Raw genomic sequence first — 12896 nt, 5'->3', positions numbered from 1 at the left:
CCCGGCCGGGCGCTGGACACTCCCCCGCCGGGGGGGGGTGCGGCCACCACGCGGGACCGCTGACCCCCGGGGTGACCGGGGCGTGGGGGCCGGGCCCCCTGGGGGGGGGCGGCCCCTTTCGCATGTGCGGGGCCGGAACGCCGGATTCTGGTGATTTCCTGGTTCTTCGCCGTTCCACCTCGCGGGCGCGAGGCGCTGACCTGCGATTCCGGTTCGTCAGCCGGGTGCGGGGCGCGCTGCGCCGCGGTTTCCGCGCCGCCGTGGTGAACGGATCGTGCCGCCGCGGTGAACGGCGGTGGTGCGCGGCCGGTCCGCTCCGCGTTCCCGACCGGGTGCGGCCGATGTCGGCGCCGAGCGGATGAGGGCCTTGCTGCGCTGGGGTTTCGTCGTTCGGCGCTCGTGGTTCCGGTCGCCGCGCGGGGCTCTCGGAGCAGTGGTGCTGCGCCGAACGGCCGCCGCGAAAAGTGTGAGCGCCCGCCGCCGTTCCGCCGAATGCAGCCCTCCCATTTGCTGGTGCAGACCAATCTCGGGCCGCTCTACCTTGATCGGGCAAGTGCCCCGAAGCACACCTCCGATCGACGAAGACCTGAGGAGCGGACATGCGGCTTCGAACGTTGCGCGCAGGACTCCCGCTGGTGGCGATGTCGCTGCTGACGGCCGCCATTCCCGGAGTCGCCACCGCGGCCGGGACCACGGACGCCGCCCCCGCGCGGCACTGCGCCTTCCACGCCGACACCGGGCAGCAGCACTGCTTCGACACCCTCGCCGAAGCCACCGGCAGCGCCGGCGCCGCCGCCGCGGACACCCGGGACGGCGAGGTCGTCCAGGGCACGCTGTTCGACGAGGAGAACTACGGCGGCGACAGCTTCACCATCTACGGCTCCGGGTTGTGCGAGAAGGACGGTTGGGTCGACTACCAGATCGACCTGCCGGACGACTGGAAGGACCGGGTCACCTCGGTGCAGCCGTGGGGCGACTGCTGGATCTGGCTGTACCCCGAGCCGGGCCTCGGCGGCGACCGCGACGGGCCGTTCAAGGAGAACACCGCCTACGTCGGTGACCTGATGAACGACCGCACCCAGTCGGTCGGGCTGAGCTGAGCGATCGGGCGGCCGGATCTCCCCGCGGCGCGATCCCCCCCCCCCGCACCGAGTTCCGCCGCGGGCCCCGCTCTCAACGAGGAGAAGCCATGTCCCCACGCCGGACCAGCGCGGTGCTCGTCTCCGCGTTCTCGCTGGCCTCGCTGGCCTTCGCCCCCGCGGCCTCGGCCGCCGACGAACCGACCACCCGCGAGCTGATGGAGAAGTGCGACAACGGCACCGACAGCTGCGTGTTCCACCCGGAAGGGCAACCCGAGTACTACGTGGAGGACCGGCACACCGTCGGCGACCCGGTCTACAACTGCACCGACGGCCTGCAGCGGTTCTCGGTGGAGTGGTCGGACACCACCTCGCAGAGCAACAGCGTCGGCCTGTCCATGACCACGGAAGCCGGGTTCGGCAAGGTCTTCGCCGTCGCCTACGAGCAGAGCTACGAGCACACCTGGGAGGAATCGCACACCGAATCCCAGACGACCCACGTGGACACCGAACCGAACCAGGTGGGTTCGGTGGAGCGCGCCGCGCAGATGCAGAAGGTGAAGGGCACCTACGAGCTGCATTTCGAGGACAAGTTCCACGACCACTACATCTGGTACGTGCCGATGGAGATCACCGGGCCGGCCCCGGACCCGACGAGCGCGGTCAGCCAGCACGTGCGGGACATGACGGAGGAGGAGATCTCCCAATGCCCGTGACGGGAACGGCGGGCCCGCCGCCCGGCCCCAGCCCCCACGCGCCGCGGACCGCGCCGAGCTCCGATCGAGAAGAGGTCTCCCGATGATCCGACGCATCGCCACCGCCGCGGCCGCGACCGCCGCCGCGGGACTGCTGATCGCCCCGCCCGCCTCCGCCGCGGAGGAACCGACCGCTCGCGAACTCCTGGAGAAGTGCGACAACGGCACCGACAGCTGCGTGTTCCACCCGGAGGGCGAGCCCGAGTACTTCCAGAACACCTCGGAGCAGGTGGGCAGCCCGACGTTCAACTGCACCGAGCTGCCGCAGCGGATGGGCGTCAGCTGGTCCGACACCACCTCGGAGAGCAACAGCCTCGGGCTGTCCATGTCGACCTCGTTCGGCGAGGTGTTCAAGGTGACCTTCAAGGCCAGCTACGGCCACGAGTGGAAGGAATCCCACACCGAGAGCCAGACGACGAACATCGACGTGCAGCCGGGCGACGCCGGGCGGGTCTACTACGGACCGAAGATGCAGAAGGTGACGGGCACCTACGAGCTGCACTTCGAGGACAAGTTCTACGACCACTACATCTGGTACGTGCCGATGGAGGTCACCGGCCCGGCCGAGGACCAGCAGAGCACGGTCGTCCAGGACACCAGCCCGATGACGGAGGAGGAGCACGCCGCGAACTGCGGCTGATCTGCTCCGCTCGTCTTGCTCCGGGGGTGGGGTGGCGGAACCTCAGCGTCCTCCTCGCTGCGGGATCGTTCTCACCGGTGGCTCCGCCACCGGAGGAAACGCTGTCCTCGCGAGGAGAACGCTGAGAACCCGCGGGTGGTCCTCTTGCTCGGGTGGTCTCCGCTCATCGGCTTCGCCGCTGACATGGCGGACCGCGCGACTCTTCGTGTGGTTTCGAATTCGGGCGGTGTGGGGGTTTTCCCCGTCGCGCGGAGCGGGGTGCTCGGCCTCGGCGGTGGCGGTCACCGTGCGTCGCTCGGGTCGTTCCCAGTCGTGTTCGTCGAACGGGAACGATCCGAGGTGCGGCGGATCACCGCCGACCGGCGGGACGCGTTAGGCGACCTGCTAGAGTCGCCCAGGCAGCACCGTGCCGAGCACGGTGCTGTGGATTTTCCAGCCGTGCCGGCCCCGTGTACGAGGAATTGGGAAGCCGGCCATCGTTCGGCCGGTACTCCCGGCTTGCGCACCAGGAGGTTCGCGTGCTCGGCGCCTTCCGCTCGGCTCTGGCGACGCCGGACCTGCGCCGCAAGATCCTGTTCACTCTGGGCATGGTCGTGCTGTACCGGCTCGGCGCCACGATTCCCTCCCCGGGGGTCTCGTACCCGAACGTCCAGCAGTGCTACCAGGAGTTGCAGGGCAGTCAGAGCGTCTTCTCGCTGTTGAACCTGTTCAGCGGTGGCGCGTTGTTGCAGTTGTCGGTGTTGTCGCTGGGCATCATGCCCTACATCACCGCGAGCATCATCGTGCAGCTGCTCCAGGTGGTCATTCCACGCTTCGAGCAGCTGAAGAAGGAAGGCCAGTCCGGCCAGGCGAAGCTGACGCAGTACACCCGGTACCTGGCGATCGCGCTGGCGGTGCTGCAGGCGACCGGCATCGTCGCGCTCGCCGAGCGCGGCCAGCTGTTCCCGAACTGCACCGCGGACGTCATCCCGGACAGCTCGGTGCTGAACCTCATCACGATCGTGGTCGTGATGACGGCGGGCGCCGCACTGCTGATGTGGATGGGCGAGCTGATCACCGAGCGCGGTATCGGCAACGGCATGTCGCTGCTCATCTTCACCTCGATCGCGGCGCGGATCCCCGCCGAGGGCGGCCAGATCCTGCAGACGCACGGCGGCCTGGTGTTCGCGGTGATCCTGGTGTTCGCGGTGGCCATCATCGCGACGGTGGTCTTCATCGAGCAGGCGCAGCGCCGCATCCCGGTGCAGTACGCGAAGCGGATGATCGGGCGCCGCATGTACGGCGGCACCTCGACCTACCTGCCGTTGAAGGTGAACCAGGCCGGTGTGATCCCGGTGATCTTCGGTTCCTCGCTGCTGTACCTGCCGCAGCTGCTCGGGCAGCTCGCGGGCAACCAGGACTCCTGGTGGGCGCGGTTCATCCAGACCTACATCGTCGACCCGTCCAGCTGGGTGCACATCCTGCTGTACATGGCGATGATCATCTTCTTCGCCTACTTCTACGTCTCGATCACGTTCAACCCGGAAGAGCGGGCGGACGAGATGAAGAAGTTCGGCGGGTTCATCCCCGGCATCCGGCCCGGCAGGCCGACCGCGGAGTACCTGAGCTTCGTGCTCTCCCGGATCACGCTGCCCGGTTCGCTGTACCTGGGCATCATCGCGATCCTGCCGAACTTCTTCCTGGGCCTGACCGGCCAGGGCGGGAACCAGAACTTCCCGTTCGGCGGCACCGCTGTGTTGATCATGGTCAACGTCGGCTTGGACACGGTGAAGCAGATCGAGAGCCAACTCACGCAGCGGAACTACGAGGGTTTCCTCCGGTAAACTCGTCGGACAACGGATACCGGACACGGCGTTTCGCATCGCGGAAGCTCACTCACGGGGTTCCGCGCAGCGCTTGCACTAGGGTGTCCGTCCGCGGCGACGTCTGACGCGGTGCCTGCCTGGGCTGAGATCCCAGGCGCACCGCACGGTCGCCGGAGCGCCGGGCAACGCGCGCGGTGACCAGCATCCGCACTCCACGGGGTGAGTGCGGAGCGCTCGACGAAGGTGGCGGCAGACCACCGGAATGATTCGGAGGCAGACCCTTGGTGCGATTGGTTCTCGTCGGCCCGCCGGGTGCGGGCAAGGGCACCCAAGCGGCCGTGCTGGGCGAACGGCTCGCCGTTCCGCACATCTCCACCGGCGACCTGTTCCGGGCGAACATCGGCAATTCCACGCCGCTCGGGCAGCAGGCCAAGTCCTACATCGACGCCGGTGAACTGGTGCCCGACGAGGTCACCAACGAGATGGTGCGGGAGCGCCTCGCGGAGCCGGACGCGCAGAAGGGGTTCCTGCTCGACGGGTTCCCGCGCACCACGCCGCAGGCCGACGTGCTCGGCGAGATCCTGGCCGAGAACGGCATGGAGCTGTCCGCGGTCCTCCAGTTCGACGTGCCGGAGGAGGAGCTGGTGAGCCGCATGCTGGCCCGCGGCCGCTCCGACGACACCGAGGACGTGATCCGGCGCAGGCTCGCGGTCTACCACTCGGAGACCGAGCCGCTGCTGGACTACTACCGCCCCAAGGTGGTCAAGATCAACGCGCTCGGTTCGGTCGAGGAGATCACCGACCGCGCGCTGGACGCGCTGGGCCAGAAGGCCTGACGAGCGGCACCGAGGAACGGACGGGAGCACGGGTGTTTCGGCGAGGCAAGGGCATCGAGCTCAAATCGACCGGCGAGATCGAGGCCATGCGGGCCGCTGGGCTGGTCGTCGCCGACGCGCTCGCCGCGGTGACCGCGAAAGCGGAGCCGGGCGTGAGCACCGGTGAGCTCGACGAGCTCGCCGAGCAGGTGATCCGGGACGCGGGCGCGGTCCCGTCGTTCCAGGGCTACCACGGTTTCCCGGCGTCGATCTGCGCGTCGCTGAACGAGAAGGTCGTGCACGGCATCCCCTCGAAGTCCGAGGTGCTCGCCGACGGCGACCTGCTCTCGGTGGACTGCGGGGCGATCCTGGACGGTTGGCACGGGGACTCCGCGGTCACGCTGTCCGTCGGCACCGTCAGCGCCCGCGACCAGGCGCTGTCCGACGCGACCCGCAAGGCCATGTGGGCCGGTCTGCAGCGCGCCCAGGCCGGTGCGCACCTCACCGACATCTCGCACGCGGTGCAGAGCGCCGCCCAGGCCGCGGCCAAGGCCGACGGCAACCAGTACGGGATCATCGCCGAGTACGGCGGGCACGGCATCGGCACCGAGATGCACATGGAGCCCTTCCTGCCGAACCTCGGCAAGCCGGGCCGCGGTCCGAAGCTGCGGGTCGGCATGGCGCTGGCGGTGGAGCCGATGCTGACGCTGGGTTCCGCGGAGACGGAGGAGCTCGACGACGAGTGGACCGTGGTCACCGTCGACGGTTCCCGCGCGGCCCACTGGGAGCACACCGTCGCGATCACCGAGAACGGCCCCTGGGTGCTGACCGCCCCGGAGAGCTGACCGGACCCGAACGCGCAGGACGCCCCGCTCGCCGATCCGGCGGGTGGGGCGTTCCGCTGTTCGGGGCCACCGGCCCGCCCGCGAGCACGCGTTCGCGGCAGGGCTGCGGCGGCAGGGGTCAGCGGGGGCGGCGGCAGACGTAGACGCGGGCCGGCGGGACGTTGCGCCACACGGTGCTGCGCGGCAGGACCTCCTCGAAGGTCTCCCGCAGCAGTTCGGTGAAGGCGATCGTGTTCCGCCGCCACAGCGTCGTCACGTAGGTGACGGTGGTGAACACGCCGCCGGGGGTCAGCGCCTTCGCGACCTCCGCGAGCAGTTCGCGCTGCTTGTCCGCCGGCAGCAGGGTCCACGGGATGCTGCTGATCACCGCGTCGACCTGGTTGCGGTTCGCGGTGCGCAGCAGGTCGCCGAGGTGCCCGGCGTCGCCCTCGATGACCTCCAGCCACGGCTTGGTCGCGGCGAGGTAGCGCACCATCTCCGAGTCGATCTCCACCGCGAAGTGGTCGGCGCCCGCGGGCAGCCGTTCGTGCAGCGCGCCGCTCAGCGCCCCCGTGCCGGGGCCCAGTTCGAGGACCGTCGGCGTCCCGTGCGCGGGTACGACCTCGGCGACCGCGCGGGCCACGTGCTCGGAGGTGGGCAGCACCGCACCTACGGTTCCGGGCTGCCGCACGGCTCGCGTGACGAAGGTGCGGTACTCGTGCAGCTTGGCTCGCTTGCTCACTCGGCGCTCCTGGATCGGTCGGGCGGTCCGTGCGGCACGGTAGCGACTCGGGCGCCGCGCGCGGGCGATGACGCTGCCGTGCGGGGGAATTGCGTGCGCTGGGCGGTCCGTCCGATCAGAGCAGCGGTCGGCGGCAGATGTAGTGCAGGATCGGCGGGAGGTTGCGCCACGTGGTGTGCGTGATGACCTCGTCGAAGGTGGCGGCGAGCCGTTGCCGGAAGCGCCGCCCGCCGGTGTTGTGCTCGGCGGGCAGGTAGGTCAGCGCGGTGAACGCGCCGTGCGGGGCGAGCACCTTGGTGACCTCGCCGAGGATCCGGTCCTGGTCGGCTTCGCCCAGCAGCGACCAGGGCAGGCTGCTGATCACGGCGTCCACCTGGTCGACGCCCCGTTCGGCCAGCAGCGGGACCAGGTCGCCTGCGTCGCCGTGGACCAGCTCCATCCACGGGGCGTGCACCTGCAGGTGGCGCACCATCTCGTCGACGAGCTCGATGCCGACGTGCCGGGCCCCGGCGGGCAGCCGATCCCGGATGCCGCCGCTGAGCGAACCGGTGCCGGGGCCGAGCTCCAGCACCACGGGCTGGCCGGTGGTGGGCACCACCTGGGCGACGACCCCGGCGACCGCCGCCGAGGTGGGGGTGGCCGCGCCGACCTTCTGCGGGTTGCGCACGGCTCCGGCGAGGAAGGCGCGGTACTCGCCGAGCTTGCCGGGCAGGCCGGACGGGCGAGTGCTGGCGGGACGGTCCTGTTGGGCGGTCACTGCTCTCCTCGAAGCGCGGTTCGGTGGTCGGAACGGGATCGCTGGGGTGGCCGATGCCCTGGGCGGGCGGCCTCGCGGCTTCCCGTGGCCGGGGTGCGCGGCGGAGGCACCGGTGACCGGAGTGCCCGCGGCTCCGGGCGACGTCGTCGTCGCGCCGCCGGGTGAGATCGAACGTAGACAGCCCGCGAGCGGCCCCGCAACCGCCCGAGTGGGCGGTCCCGTCCCACCGCCGCGCCGGGACGGACCCGGCCCGCGGGCGTCCGCCGAACCGGCCGAGCCCGCCGACCTGGGGTGTTGCCCGGCCCCGGGTGAAGGCGCGATCCGCGTGCGCGTACAGTGGAGCAACGGCGCACTCATCGCGCCGGTTCGTCGTGCGTCCTGCTCGCAGGGGGCGCGTGCAGGGGGTCGGTTCCGGCTCGCTGGCCAAGTCGCCCCACGGGTGTCCAGCGGTTCACGCCGCAGGGCTCAGGGCGTCCGGACCGGCCGCAGTGCGCCTGCCACCAGTCCTGGGGGAAGTCTCCTGGTCAGGTGGCCGAAGGCGCAAGCCTTACCAACCGTCACCGTCACGAAACGCGGAGGACATGGGCAAAAAAGACGGGGCCATTGAGGTCGAGGGTCGCGTGATCGAGCCGCTCCCCAACGCGATGTTCCGCGTCGAGTTGGAGAACGGGCACAAGGTCCTCGCGCACATCAGTGGCAAGATGCGTCAGCACTACATCCGCATCCTGCCCGAGGACCGGGTCGTCGTGGAGCTCTCGCCCTACGACCTTTCCCGTGGGCGCATCGTCTACCGCTACAAGTGACCTCCACGGTGTCCGGGAGACCGGGCACGCGTCCGAGCAGGAGAGCACAGGCCGTGAAGGTCCAACCGAGTGTGAAGAAGATCTGCGACAAGTGCCAGATCATCCGCCGTCACGGGCGGGTCCTGGTCATCTGCGACAACCAGCGCCACAAGCAGCGCCAGGGCTGATCGCGTCCGTCGCAGACGGGTAGCTACAGACAATCCAAGGGAACTCCCCTGACCTGCCGGCTCGCGAGGTGAGCCGGTCGACCCCCGGTTCCAGGCCGGGGCTTCGCGCCGTCCGCGGCGCGGAGGTGGCTGGGGTTGCAGACCTGGAACGACACGAAGGAGACCTGCCGCAATGGCACGGATCACCGGTGTCGACCTCCCGCGCGACAAGCGCATGGAGGTCGCGCTGACCTACATCTTCGGGATCGGCCGCAGCCGTTCCCAGGAGATCCTGAAGGCGACGGACATCTCGTTCGACGCCCGCGCGAAGGATCTCGACGACGAGCAGCTCGCGAAGCTCCGCGACTACATCGAGAACAATTTTCGGGTCGAGGGTGACCTGCGCCGCGAGGTCGCGGCCGACATCCGCCGGAAGATCGAGATCGGTTGCTACGAGGGGACGCGGCACCGCCGCCACCTCCCGTTGAACGGGCAGCGGACGAAGACCAACGCCCGTACCCGCAAGGGGCCGAAGAAGACGGTCGCCGGCAAGAAGAAGGCCGGGAAGAAGTAAGCGTCGCTAGGAGACCACGACAGCTATGCCACCCAAGTCTCGCACCGGCGCCGTCAAGAAGGTGCGGCGCAAGGAAAAGAAGAATGTCGCGCACGGACAGGCGCACATCAAGAGCACCTTCAACAACACCATCGTGTCCATCACGGACCCGACCGGTGCTGTGATCAGCTGGGCCTCCGCGGGCCACGTCGGGTTCAAGGGCTCCCGCAAGTCCACCCCGTACGCCGCGCAGATGGCCGCTGAGAACGCTGCCCGCAAGGCCGCCGAGCACGGCATGAAGAAGGTCGACGTCTTCGTGAAGGGCCCGGGTTCGGGCCGCGAGACGGCGATCCGCTCGCTGCAGGCCGCCGGCCTCGAGGTCGGCACGATCCAGGACGTGACCCCGCAGCCGCACAACGGTTGCCGGCCGCCCAAGCGGCGCCGGGTCTGATCGCGGGAGAGGAGTAGAAGAAGATGGCACGTTACACCGGTCCCGCGACCCGCAAGTCCCGCCGTCTGAAGGTTGACCTCATCGGTGGGGACCAGGCGTTCGAGCGTCGTCCGTACCCGCCGGGTCAGCACGGGCGCGCGCGCATCAAGGAAACCGAGTACCTGCTGCAGCTCCAGGAGAAGCAGAAGGCTCGTTTCACCTACGGCATCCTCGAGCGCCAGTTCCGCTCGTACTACGAGGAAGCCAACCGCCGCACCGGCCGTACCGGCGAGAACCTCCTGCAGCTGCTGGAGTCCCGCCTGGACAACGTGATCTACCGGTCGGGCCTGGCCCGCACCCGGCGGATGGCGCGGCAGCTGGTCAGCCACGGCCACTTCGTGGTCAACGGCACCAAGGTGAACGTTCCGAGCTTCCAGGTCTCGAAGTTCGACATCATCGACGTGAAGCCGAAGTCGATCAACACCACGCCGTTCATCATCGCCAAGGAGACCTTGGGCGAGCGGCCGGTGCCGGCGTGGCTGCAGGTCGTCCCGTCGAACCTCCGCGTCCTGGTGCACCAGCTCCCGGAGCGCGCGCAGATCGACACCCCGGTCACCGAGCAGCTCATCGTCGAGTACTACTCGAAGTGATGCTTCCCGCCGGCGGCCCCACCAGGTCGCCGGCGGTGGCCGTCCGGGCGGCGGAGCCGGATTCCGCCGTCCGCTCGCGGTTCGCCGCGGGCAGCCATTCCACCGACGTCAAATAGCGGGCGTCGTAGGCAAAGGAAACTCACATGCTCATCTCCCAGCGACCCTCACTGGCCGAAGAGGCCGTGACCGAGACCCGCTCCCGGTTCGTCATCGAGCCGCTGGAGCCCGGCTTCGGCTACACCCTCGGCAACTCGCTGCGCCGCACCCTGCTGTCCTCGATCCCCGGTGCGGCCGTCACCAGCCTGCGGATCGACGGTGTGCTGCACGAGTTCACCACCATCCCGGGCGTGAAGGAGGACGTCACCGACGTCATCCTGAACCTCAAGGAGCTCGTCACGAGCTCCGAGGAGGACGAGCCGGTCACGATGTACCTGCGCAAGCAGGGCCCCGGTGAGGTCACCGCGGCCGACATCGTGCCGCCGGCCGGGGTCACCGTGCACAACCCGGATCTGCACATCGCCACGCTCAACGGCAAGGGCAAGCTGGAGATCGAGCTCGTCGTCGAGCGCGGTCGCGGCTACGTCCCGGCGGTGCAGAACAAGCAGACCGGTGCCGAGATCGGCCGCATCCCGGTCGACTCGATCTACTCGCCGGTGCTGAAGGTGACGTACAAGGTCGAGGCGACCCGCGTCGAGCAGCGCACCGACTTCGACAAGCTGATCCTGGACGTCGAGACCAAGCCGTCGATCACGCCGCGCGACGCGGTCGCGTCGGCCGGTCGGACCCTGGTCGAGCTGTTCGGGTTGGCGCGCGAGCTCAACGTGGATGCCGAGGGCATCGAGATCGGGCCGTCGCCCGCGGAGGCCGACACCATCGCGGCCTACGCGATGCCGATCGAGGACCTGGACCTGACGGTGCGTTCCTACAACTGCCTCAAGCGGGAGGGGATCCACACCGTCGGTGAGCTGGTGTCGCGCAGCGAGGCCGACCTGCTGGACATTCGCAACTTCGGTGCGAAGTCCATCGACGAGGTCAAGCTGAAGCTGGTGGGTCTGGGCCTGTCCCTCAAGGACAGCCCGCCCGGGTTCGACCCGTCGGCCGCCGCTGCCGAGTACGCCTCGGAGGGCTGGTCGGCGGACGACGACACCCCGCTGGGCTCCTTGTCGGTGGCCGAGGACAACGGCTACGACGACGGTCAGGACTACGCGGAGACAGAGCAGCTGTAGCTGTGTTGCGCGGGAGGGCCACCCGATCCGCGCCTTGAGAGGAGCAAGCGATGCCCACCCCCACCAAGGGAGCGCGTCTCGGCGGGTCGCCGGCGCACGAGCGGCTGATGCTGGCCAACCTGGCCACGTCGCTGTTCGAGCACGGCAAGATCACGACTACCGAGGCGAAGGCGAAGCGGCTGCGTCCGCTCGCCGAGCGCCTGATCACCAAAGCCAAGAAGGGCGACCTGCACAACCGTCGCGAGGTCATGAAGACCATCCGCGACAAGGACGTCGTGCACAAGCTCTTCGCCGAGATCGGTCCGCACTTCGCGGAGCGGCCGGGCGGCTACACCCGGATCGTCAAGGCGATGCCGCGTCGCGGTGACAGCGCCAAGATGGCCGTGATCGCCCTGGTGACGGAGAAGACCGTCACCGCCGAGGCGGAAGCCGCTCGCGGCACCAAGTTCGCCAAGGACGCCGAGGCCACCCCGGCTGCGGAGGAGACTCCCGCGGTCGAGGAGACCACGGCCGACGAGGCCGTCGAGGCCAAGGCCGACGACGCCGCTGAGGCAGGGGTCGAGGAGACCGCGAAGAAGGACGAGTCCTGATTCGGGTCGACGACGCCGCGAACGAGCCCGCCGCTCCCCACGGGGACGGCGGGCTGGTTCGTCTCCGCCTGGACGTGTCCTACGAGGGCACCGACTTCTCCGGCTGGGCGAAGCAGCCCGGCAGGCGCACCGTGCAGGGGCTGCTGGAGGACGCGCTGGCCAAGCAGCCCCCGGGCCGCGACGTCCCGCGCTCGGTGGTGGTGGCCGGACGCACCGACGCCGGGGTGCACGCCACCGGTCAGGTGGTGCACGTGGACGTGGTGCCGTTCGAGCCCGGCTCGACCGTGCGGATCCCCGTGGACGAGCGCGGGATCCCGGACCTGGAGCGGATGCGGCACCGCTGGAACCGGATCCTGCCGGGCGACGTGCGGGTGCTGGACGCGCGGGTGGCTCCCGCGGGGTTCGACGCCCGGTTCTCGGCGCTGCGGCGGCACTACCGCTACCAGGTCTCGGACGCGTCGTGGGGAGTCGATCCGCTGCGGCGGCGGGACACCTTGGCGTGGAACCGCCCGGTGGACGTGGCGGCGCTGAACGCGGCCTCGCTGGACCTGCTGGGGTTGCGGGACTTCGCGGCGTTCTGCAAGCCGCGGGAGGGCGCGACGACGGTGCGGGAGCTGCAGCGCTTCGAATGGGAGCGGGTGGCGGAGCACCTGATCGTGGCGCGGGTGAGCGCGGACGCGTTCTGCCACTCGATGGTGCGGAGCCTGGTGGGGGCGCTGCTGCTCGTCGGGGACGGGCGGCGCGGCGGTGGCTGGCCCGCGGAGCTCGCCGGAGCCGGGGAGCGCACCAGCGCGGTGGCGCCCGCGCACGGGCTCACCCTGCTCGGCGTGGACTACCCGGACGAGGCCGAGCTGGCGGTGCGGGCAGAACAGACGCGCGGCCTCCGCTCGCTCGGGTGAGGCTGCGCCGTCCCCCTGCTGCTCGGGTGGTGGGGTGGCGGAACCTCAGCGGCCCCCTCGCTGCGGGATCTTTTTCGCAAGTGGCTCCGCCACATGCGAAAAAGCTGTCCTCGCGAGGGAACCGCTGAGAACCCGCGGGTGGTCCCGTTGCGTGCTGGGTCTCCGCTCAGCGGCTTCGCCGC

Annotated in this window: 16 protein-coding genes; 14 read left to right on the top strand and 2 right to left on the bottom strand. The window is 69.8% G+C overall.

The genetic code is table 11. The features are described 5' to 3' along the window. The first annotated feature begins 599 nt into the window (after nt 1-599). The 6 genes from LCD33_RS02325 (at nt 600) to map (ending at nt 5939) form a co-directional block, all read left to right on the top strand. Complete coding sequence (locus LCD33_RS02325; RefSeq protein ID WP_224956639.1) at nt 600-1100, top strand: hypothetical protein; 501 nt, start codon at nt 600-602, stop codon at nt 1098-1100. An 89-nt stretch (nt 1101-1189) separates the two neighbouring features. Further along, nucleotides 1190-1795: a hypothetical protein gene (locus LCD33_RS02320; RefSeq protein WP_224956637.1), complete on the top strand. Its 606-nt coding sequence runs from the start codon at nt 1190-1192 to the stop codon at nt 1793-1795. Nucleotides 1796-1877: 82 nt separating this feature from the next. Further along, entirely contained in the window at nt 1878-2474 is a 597-nt protein-coding gene (locus tag LCD33_RS02315) for a hypothetical protein (RefSeq protein ID WP_224956635.1), read from the top strand. A gap of 518 nt (nt 2475-2992) precedes the next feature. Continuing rightward, complete coding sequence (gene secY, locus LCD33_RS02310) at nt 2993-4297, top strand: preprotein translocase subunit SecY (protein ID WP_224956633.1); 1305 nt, start codon at nt 2993-2995, stop codon at nt 4295-4297. Nucleotides 4298-4560: 263 nt separating this feature from the next. Then, a complete protein-coding gene (locus tag LCD33_RS02305) occupies nt 4561-5115 on the top strand; it encodes an adenylate kinase (protein ID WP_224956632.1) in 555 nt (184 codons plus the stop codon). Nucleotides 5116-5147: 32 nt separating this feature from the next. Then, the gene (gene map / locus LCD33_RS02300) at nt 5148-5939 is read left to right on the top strand and encodes a type I methionyl aminopeptidase (RefSeq protein ID WP_224956631.1); all 792 of its coding nucleotides are present in this window, start codon (nt 5148-5150) and stop codon (nt 5937-5939) included. Nucleotides 5940-6057: 118 nt separating this feature from the next. Here map and LCD33_RS02295 read toward each other — a convergent pair whose 3' ends face one another. Both LCD33_RS02295 and LCD33_RS02290 read right to left on the bottom strand, forming a co-directional pair. Then, on the bottom strand, nt 6058-6660 hold the full coding sequence (locus LCD33_RS02295) for a methyltransferase domain-containing protein (protein ID WP_224956630.1): 603 nt from the start codon (nt 6658-6660) through the stop codon (nt 6058-6060). 115 nt (nt 6661-6775) lie between these two features. After that, nucleotides 6776-7417, bottom strand: a complete 642-nt coding sequence (locus tag LCD33_RS02290; RefSeq protein ID WP_224956629.1) for a methyltransferase domain-containing protein — start codon at nt 7415-7417, stop codon at nt 6776-6778. 581 nt (nt 7418-7998) lie between these two features. Between LCD33_RS02290 and infA the strand changes: the two genes are divergently transcribed. From infA to LCD33_RS02250, 8 genes are all read left to right on the top strand, one after another. After that, on the top strand, nt 7999-8220 hold the full coding sequence (infA, locus tag LCD33_RS02285) for a translation initiation factor IF-1 (RefSeq protein ID WP_009948665.1): 222 nt from the start codon (nt 7999-8001) through the stop codon (nt 8218-8220). 53 nt (nt 8221-8273) lie between these two features. Beyond that, nucleotides 8274-8387 carry a 50S ribosomal protein L36 gene (gene rpmJ / locus LCD33_RS02280; RefSeq protein ID WP_184476415.1) on the top strand — a complete coding sequence of 38 codons (114 nt, stop codon included), beginning with the start codon at nt 8274-8276 and terminating at the stop codon, nt 8385-8387. A gap of 172 nt (nt 8388-8559) precedes the next feature. Next, nucleotides 8560-8940 carry a 30S ribosomal protein S13 gene (gene rpsM, locus LCD33_RS02275; protein WP_224956628.1) on the top strand — a complete coding sequence of 127 codons (381 nt, stop codon included), beginning with the start codon at nt 8560-8562 and terminating at the stop codon, nt 8938-8940. Between the two features lie 25 nt (nt 8941-8965). Next, entirely contained in the window at nt 8966-9370 is a 405-nt protein-coding gene (gene rpsK, locus LCD33_RS02270; protein ID WP_224956627.1) for a 30S ribosomal protein S11, read from the top strand. A 23-nt stretch (nt 9371-9393) separates the two neighbouring features. Then, a complete protein-coding gene (gene rpsD / locus LCD33_RS02265) occupies nt 9394-9999 on the top strand; it encodes a 30S ribosomal protein S4 (protein WP_224956626.1) in 606 nt (201 codons plus the stop codon). Between the two features lie 143 nt (nt 10000-10142). After that, entirely contained in the window at nt 10143-11225 is a 1083-nt protein-coding gene (locus LCD33_RS02260) for a DNA-directed RNA polymerase subunit alpha (RefSeq protein WP_224956624.1), read from the top strand. 50 nt (nt 11226-11275) lie between these two features. Next, nucleotides 11276-11815, top strand: a complete 540-nt coding sequence (rplQ, locus tag LCD33_RS02255; protein ID WP_224956622.1) for a 50S ribosomal protein L17 — start codon at nt 11276-11278, stop codon at nt 11813-11815. Between the two features lie 68 nt (nt 11816-11883). After that, nucleotides 11884-12714, top strand: a complete 831-nt coding sequence (locus LCD33_RS02250; RefSeq protein ID WP_224956704.1) for a tRNA pseudouridine(38-40) synthase TruA — start codon at nt 11884-11886, stop codon at nt 12712-12714. The last annotated feature ends 182 nt before the right edge of the window (nt 12715-12896 follow it).

This window comes from Saccharopolyspora sp. 7B, assembly GCF_020177435.1.
Classification (GTDB): domain Bacteria; phylum Actinomycetota; class Actinomycetes; order Mycobacteriales; family Pseudonocardiaceae; genus Saccharopolyspora_C; species Saccharopolyspora_C gregorii.
Note: the sequence above shows the minus strand (reverse complement) of the source record. Positions and strands in the feature narration are given on the sequence as shown.

Excerpts from the sequence above, each read along its gene's own strand:
- infA (WP_009948665.1), top strand. The coding sequence starts at position 7,999 with ATGGGCAAAAAAGACGGGGCCATTGAGGTCGAGGGTCGCGTGATCGAG.
- LCD33_RS02315 (WP_224956635.1), top strand. The coding sequence starts at position 1,878 with ATGATCCGACGCATCGCCACCGCCGCGGCCGCGACCGCCGCCGCGGGA.
- LCD33_RS02260 (WP_224956624.1), top strand. The coding sequence starts at position 10,143 with ATGCTCATCTCCCAGCGACCCTCACTGGCCGAAGAGGCCGTGACCGAG.
- LCD33_RS02320 (WP_224956637.1), top strand. The coding sequence starts at position 1,190 with ATGTCCCCACGCCGGACCAGCGCGGTGCTCGTCTCCGCGTTCTCGCTG.
- LCD33_RS02325 (WP_224956639.1), top strand. The coding sequence starts at position 600 with ATGCGGCTTCGAACGTTGCGCGCAGGACTCCCGCTGGTGGCGATGTCG.
- rpsK (WP_224956627.1), top strand. The coding sequence starts at position 8,966 with ATGCCACCCAAGTCTCGCACCGGCGCCGTCAAGAAGGTGCGGCGCAAG.
- rpsD (WP_224956626.1), top strand. The coding sequence starts at position 9,394 with ATGGCACGTTACACCGGTCCCGCGACCCGCAAGTCCCGCCGTCTGAAG.
- rpsM (WP_224956628.1), top strand. The coding sequence starts at position 8,560 with ATGGCACGGATCACCGGTGTCGACCTCCCGCGCGACAAGCGCATGGAG.
- rplQ (WP_224956622.1), top strand. The coding sequence starts at position 11,276 with ATGCCCACCCCCACCAAGGGAGCGCGTCTCGGCGGGTCGCCGGCGCAC.